Source organism: Streptomyces filipinensis (genome assembly GCF_014649495.1).
In the GTDB taxonomy this organism is placed as follows: Bacteria; Actinomycetota; Actinomycetes; order Streptomycetales; family Streptomycetaceae; genus Streptomyces; species Streptomyces filipinensis.
Map to the genome: position 1 here is coordinate 181,880 of NZ_BMTD01000005.1, position 19,244 is coordinate 201,123.

Genomic DNA, 19,244 nt, shown 5'->3' on the forward strand with positions numbered 1-19,244 from the left:
GACGGTCCGGAGAGTTCCGGCACCTGATCATGATGTGCCGCGACAGCGCGCCGGCCCGGCATGCGATGGTCCGGACGGATGAGGATCCCGTGCCGAACGGCTACGGTCGTGGCATGATAGTTGAATATCAAACAAGTCTTCCGGGAGGCGGTCCACGGTGAGCAACGTCGAAACGAAACCGGCCGAGGTGCGGTGCGGTGGAGCGGCCGACGCGGTGCGCCCGGCCGGGGCGGCGCGCGTCGACGTGCTGACCCCGCGCGACGTCCCGCTGGGCGGCCCCCGGGCGATGACCGTGCGGCGGACGCTGCCGCAGCGCGCCCGGACCCTGATCGGCGCCTGGTGCTTCGCCGACCACTACGGCCCCGACGACGTCTCGGTGACGGGCGGCATGGACGTCGCCCCGCATCCGCACACCGGGCTGCAGACGGTGAGCTGGCTGTTCACCGGGGAGATCGAGCACCGCGACAGCATGGGGAGCCACGCCTTCGTGCGGCCCGGCGAGCTGAACCTCATGACCGGCGGGCACGGCATAGCCCACTCGGAGGTGTCCACCCCGCGCACGACGATCCTGCACGGCGTGCAGCTGTGGGTGGCGCTGCCGGAGGAGCACCGTCACACCGAACGGGACTTCCAGCACTACGCGCCCGAGCCGGCCCTGGCCGACGGGGCCGAGATCAGGGTGTTCCTCGGTTCCCTCGCCGGACGGGTCTCCCCGGTGCGGACGTTCACGCCTCTGCTCGGCGCCGAGATCACCCTCCAGCCCCGTGCGACCCTCAGCCTCGCCGTGGACCCCCGCTTCGAGCACGGTCTCCTCGTCGACCAGGGCGAGGTGTGCCTGACCGGCACCGTGGTCGGTCCCGCGGAGCTGGGCTATGTCCCCCCGGGTGCCGGCGCGTTGACGCTGACGAACGAGTCGGACGGCCTCGCACGGACGGTGCTGCTCGGCGGCACGCCGTTCGAGGAGGAGATCATCATCTGGTGGAACTTCGTCTGCCGGTCACATGAGGAGGTCGTACAGGCTCGTGACGCGTGGATGTCGGGGGACCGGTTCGGTTCGGTACAGGGCTACGACGGTGACCCGCTGCCCGCGCCCGAGTTGCCGACGGTCGCGTTGAAACCGCGAGGGCGCGCCCTCTGACGCGACGACCGTCGTGCCCTGTCAGCCGACTCTGTCCCCCACCAGCTGGTCCTCGATCAGATCCGCGGCCCGGCGCGTGCCGCCCTCGGCGCGCACCTCGGACCACAGCCATGCCGAGCGCGCCGCGACCCGCGGATCGCCGATGAGTTCCATCAGGGCGCAACGCAGCGTCGCCGCCGTGACGTGAGCGCCGTCGATCCGGCGGGCGACGCCCAGTTCGACCAGCCGGTCGGCGTGGAGCGACTGGTCGGGCCCGTTCGGTACCGCGATCATCGGCACGCCGGCATACAGGCCCTCACCGCTGCTGCCCACACCGGTGTGCGTCACCCATACGTCCGCGTGCTCAAGGATCGGCAGCGGTGCCCCCCACGGCCGTACTTCGAAGTTGCGGGGAACACGCTCGCCCGGAGCGCCGCCACTGCTCGTCTGCAGCACCACATGCCATCCCGGGAGATCCGCGAACGCCGCCACACACTGGTGGTAGATCTCCTGCGCCCCCTGGTACGCCGAGCCCGTCAGCGACACCAGCAGTACCTTCTTCGCACCGGCCGGCCGCATCCAGCCGTCCTGCTCCTGGCCCACGCCGTGACACGGGCCGACGAACGTCACCGCCTCGGTGTCGACACGTTCCGCATGCGGCTGCATGGCGCGCGGGACCATGGCCAGCACGCGCCGCGGGTGGCCGGTGAACTCCACCACGTCCGTGGTCACCGCACCGCACCGGTCCAGCCAGGCAGCGAACCGCGCCCGGTGGGCGAGTCCCCCCGGCAGCCGGGCCAGTGCCGCGCCGATCTCCTCGTGGGCACCCTCCCAGGCCACATGCGCCGCGGACAGCTGGACGAAGCGGCGGCCCTGCGCCTCGGCCAGCGCGCGGCCCGCGTACGCGCCGGCGTCGTAGAGATAGACGTCGGCGGGATCGTCGTCGTACGCGGCGTGCAGCTGTGGCAGTACGGCCATCGCCTCGCCGAGGAAGAGGGAGGCGGAGGCGATGGGGTCCTGCGGCCAGTCGCGGGCGGCGACCGGCAGAGTGGATGTGACGCCGACCAGCTCGGCGCCGGTGGGTGCGATCAGCTCGGCGACGGGGGCGGCGGTGGCGTACGTCACGCGATGACCGCGGGCCACCAGCTCACGGATGATCGCCAGGCTGGGCAGCGCATGGCCGACCAGCGGCGTGCCGACCATGGCGATATGAGCAAGACGGGGCATGTCCGGACTTCCTTGGATAGGGGTCTACGGCAGGGAAACGCTCAGGACCCCGACCGAGCAACGCGGTCCTCGGAAGGAACCGCCCGGACGCCCGTCGGTGAGCGCCGCGACCCCGGACCGTCCGTGGCGGCGTCCGCCTCGTGTCAGCCGCCGAGTACGGGCAGGGAGAGGCCGCACTGGACGGGACGGGCGTGGGCGGGGTCGAGGGCGTTGGTCACCAGCTGGAGGGCGTTGGAGTCGAAGGCCATCGACAGGTGCTCGGAGGTGTCCCTGGGGCAGACCTCCTGGATCAGGATGTTCCGCACGCTCGCGTCCGGTCCCGCGGTCAGGTACTGGTGCGGGTAGGGGGTGACGACCTCGTCGTACCGGGTGGCGATGACGGTGTAGGCGACCCCTGGCTGTGTGTCCCCGTCCCGGTCCAGCGTGGTGTTCACCTCGGATCCGGCCATCTGATCCGAGTAGGCCTGCCCGGCGACAGCGGACACGGTCGGGTTGAGCCCCAGCTCGGTGGTCAGGGTGCCGAGGCCGGAGGCGGTCGTGCCGTGGTTGGACGGCGCCAGGCCGATGAGGCTGTGCACCTTGTTCCGGTCCGGGTGCGCGGGATCGGTGCCGCCGTCGAACCGCAGGTACCAGCGGGGCAGCACGCCCCCGCCCTGGGAGTGCCCGACGAGGTCGACCTGGTGGGCCCCCGTGGCCTTCAGCACACGGTCGACGTAGTCGGCGACCTGCCGGGCGGAGTCCGGGATGTGCGCGGTGGCCTTGACCGGAGAACCGGGCGGCCCCCCGTAGTTGGGAGCGAAGACGCAGTAGCCCGCCTGCTTCAGATACGGGGCCGTCAGGGCCCAGTCGGCGTAGGCGTTCACAAAGGTCCCGTGCAGCAGGACGACCGGGCGCGGATGCTCGGGCGTGGGCTTGCAGCTCCAGTCGTCGGCCCCGGGCGGCGGTGCGTCCGGGTGGAGGAGCGAGCCGACGGCGCCCAACGGGGCGGTGAGGATCTTCCCGTGCGGCACCGGTGGCGCGGGGGCGCCCGCTGCGGCTGCCGTGCCCTGCCCCACGCCCAGCGCCAGGGTGAGCCCCGCACAGACCGCGGCCCACCAACCGTGCCGCCCCACCGGCCGCCTCCGGCCCACACTCCGGTCCGACACCTGGCCACTCCTCGTCGTCGCAAGGCCGGCCGAGCGCCGACGCGGAGATCATCGAGGAAGCAGCCGCTCACAGGGGGCCACAACCGCGTGCAACACCCCTTATGGAGCAACCCGTTTCATCAGTCCAGCCGGTCCGGACCGGGTCGGTACGGGACGGCACCGGCGGTGGACGAGGCATCGCGCGGCCCGGCCCGGCGCCGGCTCGCCCGTTCGCGTCGGACCTACCGGGCGAACGGGTCAGCCCGGCCCAACTGCCGCCGACCGCTCTCCCGTAGCCGGACGTGCCCCCGTCGGCGCAGCACACCAGCCCGGTTCCCCAGGTGCCGTCCGTCCGTCCCTTACGGTGACGTCCGGTGCAAGGGCCGCGCGACGGGATGGAGTACGGGACGTGCCGTTCGCAGGGTCGGGCAGGGACGGTGAGGCCGCAGCCTCGGGCGCGTCGCCCCCGCTGTCCGGGCGGAACTCCTACGCGCCGCTCCTGGCCGTCTGCGCCGGGTACTTCATGGTGATTCTCGATGTGACGATCATCAACGTCGCCGTGCCGGTGATCGGCCGCGACATGTCCGCCTCGCTCACCGGCATCCAGTGGATCACCGACGGGTACACCCTCGTCTTCGCCGGCTTCCTGCTCAGTGCCGGGGCGCTGGGCGACCGGCTGGGAAACCGTCGCGTCTTCTGCTCGGGAGCGGGGCTGTTCACGCTCGCCTCCGCCGCGTGCGCGCTCGCGCCGAGCGCCCCCTTCCTGGTGACGGCGCGGCTGGTGGAGGGACTCGGCGCGGCACTGATCGTGCCCGGTTCCCTGGCCCTGCTCCAGCAGTCCTACCCGGAGCCGTCCGCACGGTCGCGGGCCTTCGGGCTGTGGGGTTCGATGGCGGGCGTCGCGGCCTCCGCCGGACCACTGCTCGGCGGGCTGCTCGTCTCCACGGTGGGCTGGCGGTGGGTGTTCCTCATCAACCTGCCTGTCGGCGTCGCCTGCCTGGTGCTGACGCGCCGGTACGTGGCGCGCTCACCCAGGCGCACCGACCGGGCTCTGGACTGGCCGGCACAGTGCGCGGTGGTGGCGGCGGTGGCGCTCCTGACGGCCGCGCTCAACGAGGCCGGACGGCGCGGCTGGTCCGATCCCGCCGTGCTCGCCGGGCTGGGTCTGGTCGTGCTCGCCGCCGCCGCGTTCGTGCTCCGCGAGCGCCTGGCCGCGACGCCCGCGCTCCCGTTGCGGCTGCTGCGCTCGCGTGCGATGAGCGGCGGAGCCGTCATCGGCATGCTGTTCAACTTCGCCTTCTACGGCATGGTGTTCACCGCCAGCCTGGAGTTCCAGCACCAGCGTGGCTACAGCGCCCTGGGCACCGGCGTCGCCCTGTTCCCGGCGGTGGCGATGACCATGTTCGCCTCCGTCCTGTCGGGCCGGCTGGCCCGCCGTACGGGTGACCGTCCGCTGGTGGTCGCCGGCATGCTGCTCGCCGCCCTCGGGCTGGCCGGCTGGGCCGCGGCCGGGTCCGATCCGGCCTACCCGCTGCTGGTGGCGCCGATGATGGCCGCGGGGTTCGGTACGTCCTTCGCCCTCACCGGCTCGACCTCCACCATGATGGGTGCCGCACCCCCGGCCTACTCGGGAACCGCCTCCGCGCTGTTCAACACCACCCGCCAGGTCGGCAGCGCCACCGGCGTGGCACTCGGCGGCAGCCTGCTGGCCACGGCGCACAGCTACGGCACCGGGCTGCGGGTCAGCATGGCCGCCGGCGCCCTCGCCTACCTCACGGCCGCCGTCCTCGCCTTCCTGTGCGTCCCGGCGAGGGCGCAGGCGACCTAGGACGCCCGTGGATGCCCGGAGCCCGGTCACCCGGATTGCCTGCGGTCCCACAGTAAGATCGTTGTAATGTCCCCTGTGAGGCGCGTCGGCCGGAACACCGGCAGCGCCCCCATGCCGAGCCACGCAGGACGCGCCGAACGACGCATCTGACGCCGTGCTCGTTCACGACTTCCTCCGGAGAGCCGATGCGTTGTGCCCTGCCCTTGGCCGCTGTCGCCGCTTTGCTGTGCGCAGGCTGTTCCGCGAGCGGTGCCGATGACGCGAAGCCGAAGGCCGGCTCGTCCTCCCCGGCTCCGGATGCCGCCGTGCGCGCGGCCGTCGCCCGGACCGGTACGACATCGGCCCGTCTGCACGAGCGCATCGAGATCGGCGGCGGGGGACGGGAGTACGCGCTCACCGTCACCGGTGGGTTCGACTTCGGTCGCGACCGGGGTTCCCTCGCCGTCGACTTTCCCGGGGGCGGCATCTCGCACCTCGACGAGGTCTTCGCGGACGGCAAGGTGTACGTCCGGGGTGCCTCCGGTCCCGACGCCGGCACGTGGGGCGTGATGCCCCGTGACAAGGCCGTGGCGCACTACGCGCTCCGGGCCCCGGTCAACGACCCGGAGCATGTCCTGCGGCAGATATCCGCGATGCGACGCGTCTCCCGTGAGGGTGAGGAGACCGTCCACGGTGTGCGGGCCGCGCACTACCGAGGGACGCTCGACCACAAGACCCTCACGCTGAGGATGGCCCCGGACGTGCGCTCGAAGCTCGACCAGGGCCGTGACCTCCTGGGGGACGACTTCCCGGTCTTCGCCGACGCGTGGGTCGACGGCCGTGGGCGACTGGTGCAGACCCGCATGACACTGAACCTGGCCGGCACCCAGGTGAAGGTGACGATGGGACTGTCCGGGCTCGGCACACCGGTGTCGGTGAAGACGCCTCGGCCCGGCGACACGGTCCCGGCCGGCAGCATGAGCGGAGTGCTGAGCGGCTGATCGGCCTACCTCCGCTCGGCCCCCTGGACCACTCCGTACAAGCCGCCGTCACCTGCCGTACGCCTGGGTGCGGCAGCGTGGCCGTATGACGTACGACCCCGTCCCGTCCGTGGACGCGCTCATGGCCTGCCGGCCGACTGCGAGGACGTCTGGGACACCCCGGACCGGTCCGGCGACCCGGTGGACATCCTGGACCACGGCCTCCAGGCCGCCGCCCTGCTCGCCGTGAGCCACCCGCGGGACGAGGAGCTTCAGCCGGCCGGGCTGGTCCACGGCATCGGCCACTGTCTGGTGCCGGCCGACGAGTCGGGGCACGGCAGGCACGCCGCGGCGGCGGTCGAGGGGCTGCTCGGTCCGCGGGTCGCCCGCCTGGTCGCATGACTCCGGACGAGGCCGCGGCCTTCGAGGCCGAGTCGGACTTCCCGGCGGCGATCGCGCTGCGCCGCGCGGACGACGCGAGGAAGGTGAGGGGCCTGCCGTCGCTCCGCTCCACTCCTGGCGACCGGTCGCGGAGCGAGTGGCCGCCGGCCGATGCCCGCGGGCGTGAGGTGGCCGTGGAGTCCCTCGGTGACCGGCGCTCAGCCGTACGTCCTCGTCCGGCGGCGTCATGAGGTGTGCGGGCGAGTGGGGTTCCTCCCGTGTGTGGTCGGCGGAGCCGGCCGCGTGCGCGGTGAGCGGCGTCAGTGTGTGGCTCCCTCGGTGACCTTCAGGTCCTGGCCCGCTGGGGTGTCGGCGGCAGCGAGCAGCAGGGCACGCAGTCCGTGCGCGACCGTGGTGGGCTCAAGAGCCGGGGCGCTGCCGTCGGTGACCTGTTCCGGCGCCCAGGGTACGTGCACGAAGCCGCCCCGGGCGTAGGGGAATTCGGTGGCCAGGAGGTGGCCGAGGCCGTAGGCGACGTGGTTGCAGACGAACGTACCCGCCGTGTTGGAGACGCCGGCCGGGACGCCGGCCGCGCGCAGGGCGGCGACGCAGGCCTTCACGGGGAGACTGGAGAAGTAGGCGGCCGGACCGCCCGGGACCACGGGCTCGTCGACGGGCTGGTTGCCGGCGTTGTCGGGGATGCGTGCGTCGTCGACGTTGACGGCGACGCGTTCGACGGTGACGCCGGGGCGGCCGCCCGCCTGGCCCAGGCACACGATCAGGTCGGGGCAGGAATCGCGGATGGCGTCGCGGAGTGTGTCGACGGACGTGCCGAAGACACAGGGCAGTTCGGTGGCGCTGACCGTCAGCCCGGCCGGTGGCTCGGCGGCCACCAGCAGGGCGGCCTGCCAGGACGGGTTGACCCGCTGGCCGTCGAAGGGGGCGAAACCGGTGATGAGCACGCGGGTCATGGGACTTCCTCCACGAGGGGCATCGGTCGGCTCAGAACGCGAACAGCGCCATGATCACGGTCGAGCAGGCCAGCAGCGGAAGAGCCGTCGGGATCTGGGCCTTGATGGGGCCGTACTGGTCCTTCAGTTCGAGCAGGGTGGCCGGGACGATGTTGAAGTTGGCGGCCATCGGCGTACACAGCGTTCCGGAGAACCCGGCCAGCATGCCGATCGCGAGGACGGCCGGCGGGTTGCCGTGCAGCTGCTCGATGAGGACCGGCCAGCCGATCGCCGCGGTCATCACGGGGAACGCGGCGAACGCGTTGCCCATGATCAGGGTGAACAGGAACATGCCGACGCAGTACGCGAGGACGGCGAGGTACTTCGAGTTGTCCGGCAGGACGTCGTGCACGATCCTGCCGACCTGGGTGCCGACGCCGGCCAGCGCGAAGATCGAGCCGAGCACGGCGAGGAGCTGGGGGAGCAGCAGGGCGGCTCCCATCGCCTCCAGCATGGAACGGCCGGAGTGGAGCGGTACGGACAGCCTGCGCTCGCCGGTGACCAGCATGCCGACGACAAGGGCGACGAGACAGCCGACGCCGAGCCCGAGGAGGGTGGCCTTGCCGGTCTCGAACAGGCCCGAGGTGTCGAGGAACGAGGCACAGACGATGGCGACGAGCGGGATGGTCAGGGCAGGGACGAATATCCTGCTGCCGAGCCGGGCCGCGGAGGCCTCGCGTTCCTCGGTGCCGCTGGTGACGGGCGTGCCCCTGCCCAGGAAGTTGAATCCGGCGAGCACGATGAGGACGAGGACCGCGACGCCGAGCGGTTCGGCGGGCAGGGTCCAGCCGCCGTTCTTCGCGGTGGCGTTGGCGACGCCGGTGCCGTAGGGGAAGGTGAGTCCGAGCAGGCCCCAGAACGCGGCGGACGTCCACCGCTTGGGGTTGCTGCGGTCGCCGGCCATCTGCGCGGCCATGACGACGAAGACGAGTCCCACCAGCCAGTAGAGCCACTCGACCTTGATCACTTGCTGTTCTCCTTCGGAAGCGGCAGGTCGTGTTCGGCGGCGGCGAGCGCCATCTCCCGCTGCAACTGCCGGTCCAGGAGCAGCAGGCGGGCGCCGTGGACGAGGAAGGCGCAGACGGCGAGCGGTATCGCCCACAGGGCCAGCTGGGTGGGTTCGAGGTTCTGGTGGTACGTCGAGTTGACGAAGCCCGTGATCAGGAGGATCGAGCCGATCGCGATGAAACAGTCCTCGCCGAAGAAGAGGCCCACGGTGTCGGACGACGCGGCGTAGGAACGTACCTTCTCCCGCAGGCGCTCGGGCAGCGCGGCGCCCGCGGTGCGCTCGGCGGCGGCCTCGGCCATGGGCGCGACCAGCGGGCGTACCGTCTGCGCGGGACCGCCGATGCTGTTGAGGCCGAACGCGGCGGTGATCTGACGGATCAGCAGGTAGACGGTGAGGAACCGGCCGGCGCTGAGGCTGCCGAGCCGGCCGATGAGTCTGCGGGCCTGTTCGCGCAGGCCGTAGCGCTCCAGGAGGCCGATCACGGGCAGGACGACGGCGAAGACGGTGACCGAGCGGCTGTCGGCGAAGGACCGGCCGAAGGCCGCGAGGACCTCCAGCGGGTTCATCCCGCCGATCAGTCCGGTGAAGACACCGGCGACACCGACCACGAGGACGGGATTGCGGCGCGTGACGAATCCGAGGATCACCACGACCACGCCGAGGAGAACGATCATACGGTTGCCTTAGGCGTGAGCGGGCGGGACGCCCGAGCGGCGCGGATCCGGGGCCCCGGATCCGTGAGGGATGCCCGGACCCTAGGGGATCGTTCAACGATCGAACAAGGGGTGGGCAGGAAAATCAATCCCTTGTCGGATCGTTCAACAATCGCCTACGTTGTAGAGGTGATCGACCTCAACGCAGACCTCGGTGAAGGCTTCGGCCGCTGGACCCTCACCGACGACGACGCCCTGCTCTCCGTCGTGACCAGCGCCAACGTCGCCTGCGGCTTCCACGCGGGCGACCCCTCGGTGATGCGCCGCGTCTGCGACCTCGCCGCCGAACGCGGCGTCCGGATCGGGGCTCAGGTCTCCTACCGCGACCTGGCCGGTTTCGGCCGCCGCGCCATGGACGTGCCCGGCGACGAGCTGGCGGCCGAGATCGCCTACCAGATCGGGGCGCTGCGGGTCTTCGCCGAGGCCGCCGGCGCCGAGGTGGCCTACGTCAAGCCGCACGGCGCCCTCTACAACCGCACCGTGCACGACGCCGAACAGGCCGCGGCCGTGGTGGCCGGTGTGCGCCTGGCGGGCGGGGCGCCGCCGGTGCTCGGCCTGCCCGGGTCACGGCTGCTCGCCGCCGCCGAGGAGGCGGGCCTCACCGCCGTACCCGAGGCCTTCGCCGACCGCGCCTACACCCCTGCGGGCACGCTCGTGCCGCGCCGCGAGCCCGGCGCCGTGGTGACCGACGAGCACGCGGTGGTGAGGCGCGCGCTGGCGTTCGCGGTGGACCGGGCCGTGGAAGCCGTGGACGGTACGACCGCCGCCGTGGCCGCCCGCTCCCTGTGCGTCCACGGCGACACCCCGGGCGCCGCCCGGATCGCCGCGCGGGTCCGTGAGGCACTCGACGCGGCCGGAGTCGAGGTGAGGGCATTCGCATGACCGAGAGCCCTTCCGCCGAGGTGCGCCCCGCCGGGCGGCGCGCCCTGCTCGTCGAACTGCCGGACGACGAGCGCACCGGAGCCTTCCACGCCGAACTCCTGCGACGGCGCGCCGCGGGAACCCTGCCACCGGTCGAGGAGATCGTGCCGGGTGCGCGGACGGTACTCCTGGACGGTGTCACCGACCCGGAGGAACTGGCCCGCCGGATCGCCGGCTGGGACCTGCCCTCGCACGCGGCCGACGACGGGGCGATGGTGGACATCCCCGTGCGCTACGACGGCCCGGACCTGGCCCACGTGGCGGCCCTGTGGGGCATCGGCGCCGACGAGGTCGCCACCCGGCACTCCTCGTACACCTACCGCGTCGCCTTCTGCGGATTCGCCCCCGGCTTCGGCTACCTCACCGGCCTGCCCGCCGAACTGCACGTGCCACGCCGCGACACGCCCCGCACCCGGGTTCCGGCCGGCGCCGTCGCGCTCGCCGGCCCCTACAGCGCCGTGTACCCGCGCTCCACCCCCGGCGGCTGGCAGCTGATCGGCACCATGCCGGACCCGGCACCCCTGTGGGACCTCACCCGGGAGGAACCGGCGCTGCTCACCCCCGGAACGCGGGTGCGGTTCGTCCCCCAGGACCGCACGCCATGAAGGCCGAGCTCGCCGTCGTACGCTCCGGCGCCCTCACCACCGTCCAGGACCGCGGCCGGCGCGGCCATGCCCACCTGGGAGTCCCCCGTTCCGGCGCCCTGGACGCCCCCGCCATGAACCTGGCCAACCGGCTCCTCGGCAACGCCCCCGACGCCGCCGTCCTGGAGACCACCCTGACCGGCTGCGCCCTGCGCCCCGACCACGGGGTGACCGTCGTGGTCGGCGGCGCGCCCTGCCCGGTGACGGTCGACGGCCGGCCGGCGGCCTGGGGGGTGCCCGTACGGGTGCCCGCGGGCGCCGTCCTGAACGTGGGCGCCGTGACGTCGGGCGTGCGCTCCTACGTGGCCGTCGCCGGCGGCATCGCCGTCGAGCCGGTCCTCGGCAGCCGTTCCGCGGACCTGCTCTCCGGGCTCGGCCCGGCACCCCTGCGCGACGGGGACGTCCTCCCGCTGGGCACTCCCGCCCGGCAGCCGGCGCTTCCCGCCGGCGCCCCCTGGCCGGCGCCGCCCACCGAACTGACCCTGCCCCTGCGCCTCGGCCCCCGCGCCGACTGGTTCGCCTCCGCCGCGCTGCACACCCTGACCTCGGCGACGTACCGCGTGTCGCAGCACAGCAACCGCATCGGCCTGCGCACCGAAGGACCGTCGCTGGCGCGGGTGTCGGCCGGTGAGCTGCCGAGCGAGGGCATGGTGCTCGGCGCCGTACAGGTGCCCCCGGACGGGCGGCCGGTGGTGTTCCTGCACGACCACCCGACCACCGGCGGCTACCCGGTGATCGGCGTCGTCGCCGAGGCGGCCCTGGCGGTCGCCGCCCAGGCCGCGGCGGGCACACCGGTCCGCTTCACCCTGGGCTGACGCGCCGGCACGGCCGGGATCGCGTCCCGCCGGTGAACCCGGTCGCGGCGTGCCGGGCTGTCGACGGTGGGCGATTCTGGAGGAGTGGGTCGAGTCCCGGTCCGCCGGATTCCGCCGGACTACGCCGCTTCGGGCCGCCGGGCGGTACGCGTGACGCTGGTCGCCGCGGCCGGCTTCTACCTTTTCCGCTACGGCTTCGATCGTCCCGTGGCGGCCACGTACGCCCTGTTCGCCACCGTGGCCCTGGGCGGACTCGCCAAGATCCCGGGCACCGGCCGGCAGCGAGCGGCGACCATGCTGCGGCTGCTTCCGGTGTGCTGGCTGCTGGTCGTCGTCGGCACCTTCCTCTCGGTGCGGACCTGGAGCGCCGTCGCGGGCATGCTGGCGGTCGGCTTCGCGCTGGCCTTCGCCGCCGTGGGCGGCCCGCGCCCGGCAGGGGCGGCGCCGGGCCTGCAACTCCTCTACATCCTCCCGTCGTTCCCGCCGTACGCCCCCGACACCCTCGGCGAGCGCCTCATCGGCACCACCACCGGACTGGCCCTCCTCATCGCCGCCGAGGCACTCGTCTTCCCCGAACCCAGCCCGCCGTCCTACCGGGAGCGGGCCACCCACGCCGCGCACACGGCCGCGCACTGCGCGACCCTCCTCGCCGCACCCCCGTACGCCCTGACCGACCCGGACATCCGGACAGCCTGGGACACCGGCCGGTCGCTGCGGTCCCTGACCGTGCCGGAGGCGGAACGCCCGACTGGACCAGGGGTGCGCGACCGCGCCCTCGCCCACACCGGCCTGGCCACGCGCACCCTGCTCAGCCGCCTGGCGCAACTGCCCGCCGCACCGGACGGGCATCCGGGTCCCGAGGTCACCGCCGTACTGCGGGCCGTGGCACGGCTGGCCACGGCGACCGCGTCCTGCCTGGCCACCGGGCGGTCGCCGGAGGCAGCGTACGAGGACCTGCGCAAGGCACGCGCACGCCTGTCCGCGGTGTCCGCGGGCCCGGTCGCGGCCGGGGACCCGGCCGCCACCGGAGATTGCGCACCGGGCGGCTCGGCCGCCACCGGGAGCATCGTGCCCGCGGCCCCGGACCCCACCGGGACCGACGTGCCCGCGGCCCCGGATCCCCCTGGTCGTTCCGCGGCCGCGGCCGCTCGCACGCCGGACTTCCCGCCCGCCGTGCTGCGCCGGCACGCCGCCGCTCTGGAGATCGCCGACGCCGCGCTCGCCATGGCCACGGCGGCCGACCTGGCGGTGCACGGCAGACACGCCGCGGTGCGGATCACGCCAGGACGCTTCTGGTACGCCAGGGCCCGGGCGCCGATGCTGTGGTGGCACCGGGTGCGCGGCCACGCGGGACGCCGGTCGGTGTTCTTCCAGAACGCGGTCCGCATCGCCCTCGCCCTGACCGCCGCCCGGCTCGTGGCGGGGGTGGACACGCTGCCCCACGGATTCTGGGCCACGCTCGCCACCCTCACCCTCACCCGTACCACCATGGACGAGACCTGGCACACCATCCGTCGGGCACTCACCGGCACCCTGGCGGGAGCCCTCGTCACCGCCGGGCTGCTGAGCCTGGCCGGACCCCACACCTCCGTCTACGCCGTCGTACTGCCCCTGTGGATGCTGTTCGCCTTCACGGTGGGGCCGGTCAAGGGCGTCGGCTGGGCGCAGGGCCTGTTCACCGTGCTCGTGGCCCTGGTCTTCGCCCAGCTGGCCCCGCCGACGTGGCGACTGGCGGAGGTGCGGATGCTGGACGTCCTGGTCGGCAGCGCGATCGGCGCCGTCTTCGGGCTGCTGGCCTGGCCGCGCGGCGCCCACGACGAGCTGCGCCACGCGGCGGCGGAACTACTGCGCCGGGCGGCCGAGATCGTGGTGGCGACCGGAGCCTGCGTGGCGGGCGGCGGCGTGGTGGTCGTCTCCTCGGGAGGGCCCGGTCACCGGTCGCTGCAGCGCGCGGTCATCCTCGCCGAGTCCGCGTACGCGCAGTTCCAGAGCGAGCCGACGCCCTTCGGCGGCCCGGCGCGCCGGGCCGGGCCGCGCTCCGTGGACTGGCAGGCCACACTGATGGCCGGTCACCACACCCTGTGGGGCTCCGACCGGCTGCTGACGCCGCCGCTCACGGGGCTGGGTACCGCTGCGGCCGAGTCCGTCAACGGCCTGGGAGAGCGGGTGGCCGGGCGGATGCTGCTGGTCTCGGCGGCACTGGACCCCGGAGCGGACACCCCGACCGGGCAGATCCCGCTGGTCGATCCGGCCATCCAGGGGACCCTCCCCGAGCCGCCGGGCGCGCCGCGCCTGTACTACGCGACCGTGTCGTGGCTGGACTCGCTGATGACCGACCTGCGCCGGATCCCCCGGGGCAGTCCCGAGGCCGGGCCGGACCCCCGGGCACCGTGAACCGCACCATGCCGCAGGTGAGGCGGGACGGCGCCGGGTCGTGCCCGCAGCCGGCACCGTCTCACCGACAGCCGATGCGGGACCGTTTGGTGCGAGCTGCGGAAGGGGACCCGGAGCCACATGTTCCGAAGCATCGGGCGTGGCTGCGCAGCCGGGGCCGCGGGGACCACCGCGTTGAACGCCGTGGCCTATCTGGACATGGCACTGCGCGGCCGGCCTTCGAGCAGCGCTCCCGAAGCCGTCGTGGACAAGGTCACCACCGTAGCGGGACACCCGCTCCCGGAGGGTGAGGGGCGGGGCAACCGGCTGTCCGGACTGGGAGCCCTGGCCGGCATCGCCGTGGGAGTCGGCACGGGCGCCGTCGTCTCGCTGCTCCACCGTGCCGGTGTACGGCCGCCCGCGTGGCTGGGCGGCGCGCTGACCGGGGCCCTGGCGATGACGCTGGCCGACGCGCCGATCGCCCGCCTGGGCGTCAGTGACCCGCGCACCTGGTCGGCCGTCGACTGGACCGCGGACGCGATCCCGCACCTGGCCTACGGCCTGGTCACCTACGGAGTCATCGCGTCTGCGCGAGGATGCGCCGGAGCCAGCGGGTGCGGGCGTCACGGGCGTCCTGGCTGAGGGCCGCCTTCGGCGCGAAGGTGTCGAAGCCGTGGAAGGCGCCGGGCCACACGTGCAGTTCGGCCTGGCCTCCGGCCCGCCAGAGCGCCTGGGCGTAGGCGACGTCCTCGTCCCTCAGGGTCTCCGCCGACCCGACCTCGACATAGGCCGGGGGCAGCCCGGACAGATCCGTGGCACGGGCGGGAGCGGCGTAGGGCGGCAGGTCCGCGGCACCCCGACGCTCGCCCAGCGCCGCCTGCCACGCGGTCGCGTTGGAGGTGCGGTCCCAGGTGTCGACGCCGGCCATCTGGTGACTGGAGAACGTGTCGTTGCGGTCGTCGAGCATCGGGCACAGCAGCAGTTGCCCGATCGGCGCGGGTCCGCCCCGGTCACGGGTGAGCAGGGCGAGCGCCGCGGCGAGCCCGCCGCCGGCGCTCTTTCCCCCGACGACGACACGACCGGCGTCGAAGCCCCGTTCCGCCGCGTGCGCGGCCACCCGGACGAGTCCGGCGTAGCAGTCCTCCAGCGCTGCCGGGTACCGCGCCCCGGGCGCCAGCCGGTACTCGACGGAGACGACGGCCAGTTCCAGGGTGACAGCCCATTCACGCAGGAGCCGCGGCAGGACGGACCACGCGTTGCCGGTGACCAGTCCGCCGCCGTGCATGTAGTACAGCAGGGGGAGCGGTCCCGGGACCCCGGCGGGCCGCCCGCTGACGAGGGTGACGTCCGGACCGCCCGGCGGCCCCGGTACACGCAGTTCCTCCACCTCGAAACGGCCGCCGGCCCGCAGTTCCTGGAGCGTCGGCCTGGGCCGGGCCGCCGCGTCCTGCTTCCTCCGTTCCGCGAGGTTCTCCGGGGTGAACGGCGCCCGGGCCTCCTGTGTCAGACCGCCCAGCGCGACGGCCAGTTCGGGGTCGAACGGGGGCACGTCCCGGGCGGTCGAGGCAGGGCCGGGCCCAGGCGACGGCGTGTCATCCGTGAGGTCCATACGGCGTAGTCAACCACCCGCGGCCCACGCGTCACGGGGCACAGGCCGCGAGCGGACCGGCCCCGGCTCGTCCGCGTTCCCGTGGCCGCCGTGGGCGCTGCCGGCTCCGGTGGAATGAGCCAAGTGGCGGTCGCCGCACGCCCGGTGCCCCTACGCGATCCGACCGGTCCGGGTGAGCGGCCCCCTGTCGCTCGTCTCCTGTGGCCTTGGCCGGAAGCCGTCGGGGCTGGTAGGCATGGCCTGTGCGATTCGAGAGTGTTCCCATGCCGGCGGCGGTCGAGGCACGCCCCCGTGACATTCGTGGGTATCCGGTGCCGGCGATCACTCCCTGGGAAGGGGAGGAGCCACAGTTCGCGCTGACCGACTACGAACGCAGTGCGGTATGCGCGCGGCAGCGTCTGTGCTCGGTGTGCAACCAGGGGATGCCCCAGGGCCCGGTGTGGCGTGTGGTGGGCGCCGCGGAGAGCGCGGCGATCGGCGAGGCGCTGGCCGCCGGGCGGCCCTACCGCAATCTGGAGCCGACCCTCGAAGGACCGGGGCACCGGGCGTGCATGCTGTACGCCTCGATGGTGTGCCCCTATCTGGCCCGGCCCAACGCCCGGCGCGGTACGTCGGCGACGGAGCCGGACGAGATGACCTCACATGTGGTGCGGGGCGCCGTCCGGGGCGCCATGGGCGCGGTGGTGGGGTTCGGCGAGTACGAGTACGCCGTCACCGGCAGCCGGGTGCTCTTCCGCTTCCTCGACGTCGTCGAGTTCCTGCCGCACGACACGTCCGACGCGCACCTGGACGAACTGCGGGCCGAACTCGCCCGGACCGCGAAGTGACCCGCACCTCGCGTCCCGGACGCGTCCGGCCCGTCCCGTCCGTCCTAGGTCAGGGGCGGTACGCCGCCAGTCCGACCGCCGAGGTGACCTTGGTCGGGTGACCCGTGCCGTCGGCCGGCAGCGTCACCGTGCCGGAGGGGGTGCGCACCGTGAGGGTCCTGCCGTCGGGCGACCAGGCCGGCTCGGTGTAGTCGGTCGTGGCGTGCGGCGTGAGGTCCTTGATGTGGTTGCCGTGCATGAAGTCCTCGACGAGAACGTGGTCGTGGCCGGCGACCGAGCGCACGAAGACGATCTCCTCCTCGTTCGGGGAGAGCGCCGGCTGGGAGCCCTTGGTGAGCTTGCTGCCCTGCTGGCGGAGGTAGTCGTCGCGGATGTAGACGTCGCCGGTGTGGTCGTTGGCGTACACCGAGGTGCCGTAGTGTCCGGCCGCGTTCGGCCAGACGTTGCCGGTCTGCGGAAGCGTGCTGTCCGGACCGGGCTCGCCGTACAGGGACAGCGTCTTGGGCGTGCCGTGGACGGCCTTGGCGGAGATGACCTTCAGCCGGGAGACACCGTTCGCGCGCGCCGCGAAGATGAGGTTGTCCTTGGCGGGGATGTTGTTCTGGGTGTCCTTCGCGGTCACCTGCCACGTCGGGTGCGACCAGTTCTGGCTTCCGGGGTTCTTGGCGACGACGACGCGCCCGCTGCCGTCGGGGTTGGCGATGTCCAGATTGCCGGAGCCGTCGATGAAGGCGGCCTTGGCGCCGTTCGGGGACCAGGCGAGGTCCCGGACGGGTACCCCGAAGTTCACCTTGTGGCCGCCGATCAGCACGTCCTTCGTGCCGTTGCTGATGGTCAGGGTCCCGTGCGAGGCGCTGGTGGCGGCCGAGGCGGCGCCCGAGGCGCCCAGCAGCGCGGAGCCGGTGACGGCCGCGGCCACGGCGATCGCGGCGGCCATGGTGCGGGTACGGGTGGTCATGGCGGAATTCCCCCAGGAACGTCGACAGGTCAGGTCGTTGGGCGCAGCTACGCCAGAGCCGCTCCGGCCTCGTCCTGGTCGCTGAAGACCACGACCGCCTGCCGCTCTGCTCGAAACCGAGCCTGACAGGCCGGGTTCCCCGAATTGTCCGTTCAGTGTCACAGGGGCGTAACACGGTGAGGGACGATGCCGGTGGTGAGCGCGGAGTGTACAGGGGCTAGGGTCCCCCTGATCACGCGGTCCGTGCGCGTGAACCTCCTTCCGACCAAAGGACGTTGATGAGACGAAGATCCCTCACCGGTACGGCCGCGGTGTTCATGTCCGCCGCGGGCCTGGCCGCGGCACTGCTGGGCGCAGGCCCGGCCGGCGCCGTCACCGGCCGGCCGGTGATCACCCTCGACGCCCCCGCGCCGGTCGCCCTGCCGGCTGCGCCCGCCACGGCGGACGTGCACCTGGAGTTCCAGACCAAGGCCAGGAACCTGCAGGCGGACGACACCACCCTGACCGTGGACGCCCGGGGCCTGTCGAAGATCGCCAAGGTGACGTTCTCGGACAACTGCACGGCCAAGGGCCTGGTGGCCACCTGCTCGGAGATGTTCGAGACCGACTCCTCTCCCACCACGCACATGGGTGCCATGACCGGGCTGACCCTGACCCCGCTCAAGGGTGCCGCGCTCGGTGCGGCGGGAACGTACAAGGTCACCGGGCGCTCCGCGCACGCGGAGATCGTGGGAGGCACGGGCAGGGTCGAGGTGGGAGGTCCCTCCTTCGGCCTCGACAGCCTCACCGACCACGCCGACCTGAAGGTCGGCAGCACGGTGTCCGAACCGGTCCGGTTCAGCAACGTGGGCAACCGTCCCGCCAAGGGAGTCCAGACGGTCCTGGCCGCCTCGCCCGGTCTCGACTTCGCCGACCACTACGCCAACTGCAAGTACGGGTCCAACGGCACCATCCGCTTCGCGGAGTGCTATCCCAAGGGCGCGATCGGCATCGGAGAGACGGCCGCCCTGGCCGCACCGGTGCGCCTGCGCGTGAACTCCGCCGCGCTGTACACGTACCTCGACACGCTCACCGCGCCCCTCGGCCAGCCGGGCTGGCCGGACGGTCAGGGCATCAGGTGGAGGTGGGGCACCGGCTCCACGCTCAAGCTGAAGGTGATCAAGGCGGGCCGACGCTCCTCGGCGCCGGCGGGCTCCGTCTCGCTGCCGCAGTCGGGCAAGGTCACCGACTACCGGATCGCCTCCCTCCGGGCCCGCAACACGGCGGACTTCGGGGTCACCGGCGCCAGTGCGCGGGCGGGGCAGGGCAAGAACGCGACCTTCGCCTTCCAGCTGTCCGCCAATGGTCCGGCGACGCTGTACGACCGCAGCGGCGGTGACGGCGTGCCCACCGTCTGGGTGACGCTCCCGGCCGGCACCACCGCCGTCGGCCACTCGGCCGACTGCGCCCCATGGCAGGAGAACAATCCGACGGCCGAGGCCCACGGTCCCTACGTCTGCGGCCCGTCGAGCATCGTCCTGCCCAAGGGGAAGACCGCCAGGTTCAGCTTGACGCTCCGGGTCGACGAGGTGGCCGCCCATGCCAGGGGAGGCGTCCAGCTGGTCTGGGGCCCGGATCCGTCCCACTCCCGCCGGCCGGCCTTCGACCCGAACAGCCGCAACGACTCCGCAGCCCTCACGCTGAACTGAGACGCGGCCGCCGGCACGGCGAAACGAACGGGGTCGCCCAC

General features: G+C 73.1%; 19 protein-coding genes. 12 read left to right on the top strand and 7 right to left on the bottom strand.

Annotated elements, in window-relative coordinates; genetic code table 11:
• Window positions 1-157: 157 nt before the first annotated feature.
• The gene (locus tag IE244_RS14160) at window positions 158-1,138 is read left to right on the top strand and encodes a pirin family protein (RefSeq protein WP_191873869.1); all 981 of its coding nucleotides are present in this window, start codon (window positions 158-160) and stop codon (window positions 1,136-1,138) included.
• A gap of 21 nt (window positions 1,139-1,159) precedes the next feature.
• Here the strand turns inward: IE244_RS14160 and IE244_RS14165 are convergent, their stop codons facing one another.
• Window positions 1,160-2,344 (bottom strand): macrolide family glycosyltransferase, encoded by a 1,185-nt coding sequence (locus IE244_RS14165; protein WP_229854093.1) that lies wholly within the window; start codon window positions 2,342-2,344, stop codon window positions 1,160-1,162.
• 143 nt (window positions 2,345-2,487) lie between these two features.
• Window positions 2,488-3,489, bottom strand: coding sequence for an esterase/lipase family protein (locus IE244_RS14170; protein WP_229854094.1), 1,002 nt, complete (start codon window positions 3,487-3,489; stop codon window positions 2,488-2,490).
• A gap of 388 nt (window positions 3,490-3,877) precedes the next feature.
• Between IE244_RS14170 and IE244_RS14175 the strand changes: the two genes are divergently transcribed.
• The 4 genes from IE244_RS14175 to IE244_RS41905 all read left to right on the top strand — a co-directional run bounded on the left by IE244_RS14175 (window position 3,878) and on the right by IE244_RS41905 (window position 6,887).
• Window positions 3,878-5,296, top strand: a complete 1,419-nt coding sequence (locus IE244_RS14175; RefSeq protein ID WP_191873870.1) for an MFS transporter — start codon at window positions 3,878-3,880, stop codon at window positions 5,294-5,296.
• A 185-nt stretch (window positions 5,297-5,481) separates the two neighbouring features.
• Window positions 5,482-6,276 carry an SCO4651 family lipoprotein gene (locus IE244_RS14180; RefSeq protein ID WP_506005167.1) on the top strand — a complete coding sequence of 265 codons (795 nt, stop codon included), beginning with the start codon at window positions 5,482-5,484 and terminating at the stop codon, window positions 6,274-6,276.
• 180 nt (window positions 6,277-6,456) lie between these two features.
• Window positions 6,457-6,657, top strand: a complete 201-nt coding sequence (locus tag IE244_RS41900; protein ID WP_229854095.1) for a hypothetical protein — start codon at window positions 6,457-6,459, stop codon at window positions 6,655-6,657.
• Entirely contained in the window at window positions 6,654-6,887 is a 234-nt protein-coding gene (locus IE244_RS41905) for a hypothetical protein (RefSeq protein WP_229854096.1), read from the top strand. The genes IE244_RS41900 and IE244_RS41905 overlap by 4 nt, the downstream gene beginning before the upstream one ends.
• Window positions 6,888-6,956: 69 nt before the next feature.
• Here IE244_RS41905 and pcp read toward each other — a convergent pair whose 3' ends face one another.
• Genes pcp through IE244_RS14200 form a run of 3 tightly spaced genes read right to left on the bottom strand, consistent with a single transcriptional unit; the run spans window position 6,957 to window position 9,329 of the window.
• The gene (gene pcp / locus IE244_RS14190; RefSeq protein WP_191873872.1) at window positions 6,957-7,607 is read right to left on the bottom strand and encodes a pyroglutamyl-peptidase I; all 651 of its coding nucleotides are present in this window, start codon (window positions 7,605-7,607) and stop codon (window positions 6,957-6,959) included.
• A gap of 31 nt (window positions 7,608-7,638) precedes the next feature.
• Window positions 7,639-8,613, bottom strand: a complete 975-nt coding sequence (locus IE244_RS14195) for a DUF979 domain-containing protein (protein ID WP_191873873.1) — start codon at window positions 8,611-8,613, stop codon at window positions 7,639-7,641.
• Window positions 8,610-9,329, bottom strand: coding sequence for a DUF969 domain-containing protein (locus IE244_RS14200; protein WP_191873874.1), 720 nt, complete (start codon window positions 9,327-9,329; stop codon window positions 8,610-8,612). Before IE244_RS14200 ends, IE244_RS14195 begins: the two co-directional genes overlap by 4 nt.
• A 168-nt stretch (window positions 9,330-9,497) precedes the next feature.
• On the opposite strand from IE244_RS14200, the gene IE244_RS14205 reads away from it, so the two are divergent.
• From IE244_RS14205 to IE244_RS14225, 5 genes are all read left to right on the top strand, one after another.
• Window positions 9,498-10,250, top strand: a complete 753-nt coding sequence (locus tag IE244_RS14205) for a LamB/YcsF family protein (protein WP_191873875.1) — start codon at window positions 9,498-9,500, stop codon at window positions 10,248-10,250.
• Window positions 10,247-10,894 carry a 5-oxoprolinase subunit B family protein gene (locus IE244_RS14210; protein ID WP_191873876.1) on the top strand — a complete coding sequence of 216 codons (648 nt, stop codon included), beginning with the start codon at window positions 10,247-10,249 and terminating at the stop codon, window positions 10,892-10,894. The genes IE244_RS14205 and IE244_RS14210 overlap by 4 nt, the downstream gene beginning before the upstream one ends.
• Window positions 10,891-11,748 (top strand): 5-oxoprolinase subunit C family protein, encoded by an 858-nt coding sequence (locus IE244_RS14215; RefSeq protein ID WP_191873877.1) that lies wholly within the window; start codon window positions 10,891-10,893, stop codon window positions 11,746-11,748. Before IE244_RS14210 ends, IE244_RS14215 begins: the two co-directional genes overlap by 4 nt.
• An 84-nt stretch (window positions 11,749-11,832) precedes the next feature.
• A complete protein-coding gene (locus IE244_RS14220; RefSeq protein WP_191873878.1) occupies window positions 11,833-14,142 on the top strand; it encodes an FUSC family protein in 2,310 nt (769 codons plus the stop codon).
• Window positions 14,143-14,262: 120 nt separating this feature from the next.
• A complete protein-coding gene (locus IE244_RS14225; protein WP_191873879.1) occupies window positions 14,263-14,763 on the top strand; it encodes a hypothetical protein in 501 nt (166 codons plus the stop codon).
• On the opposite strand, the gene IE244_RS14230 is transcribed toward IE244_RS14225, so the two are convergent.
• Window positions 14,699-15,730 carry an alpha/beta hydrolase gene (locus tag IE244_RS14230; RefSeq protein WP_191873880.1) on the bottom strand — a complete coding sequence of 344 codons (1,032 nt, stop codon included), beginning with the start codon at window positions 15,728-15,730 and terminating at the stop codon, window positions 14,699-14,701. The genes IE244_RS14225 and IE244_RS14230 overlap by 65 nt on opposite strands.
• A gap of 263 nt (window positions 15,731-15,993) precedes the next feature.
• Here IE244_RS14230 and IE244_RS14235 point away from each other — a divergent pair, with 263 nt between their 5' ends.
• On the top strand, window positions 15,994-16,557 hold the full coding sequence (locus tag IE244_RS14235) for a hypothetical protein (RefSeq protein ID WP_191873881.1): 564 nt from the start codon (window positions 15,994-15,996) through the stop codon (window positions 16,555-16,557).
• Window positions 16,558-16,606: 49 nt separating this feature from the next.
• Here the strand turns inward: IE244_RS14235 and IE244_RS14240 are convergent, their stop codons facing one another.
• Window positions 16,607-17,515 (bottom strand): PD40 domain-containing protein, encoded by a 909-nt coding sequence (locus IE244_RS14240; RefSeq protein ID WP_191873882.1) that lies wholly within the window; start codon window positions 17,513-17,515, stop codon window positions 16,607-16,609.
• A 278-nt stretch (window positions 17,516-17,793) separates the two neighbouring features.
• Here IE244_RS14240 and IE244_RS14245 point away from each other — a divergent pair, with 278 nt between their 5' ends.
• Window positions 17,794-19,203, top strand: coding sequence for a hypothetical protein (locus IE244_RS14245; protein ID WP_191873883.1), 1,410 nt, complete (start codon window positions 17,794-17,796; stop codon window positions 19,201-19,203).
• Window positions 19,204-19,244 lie beyond the last annotated feature (41 nt).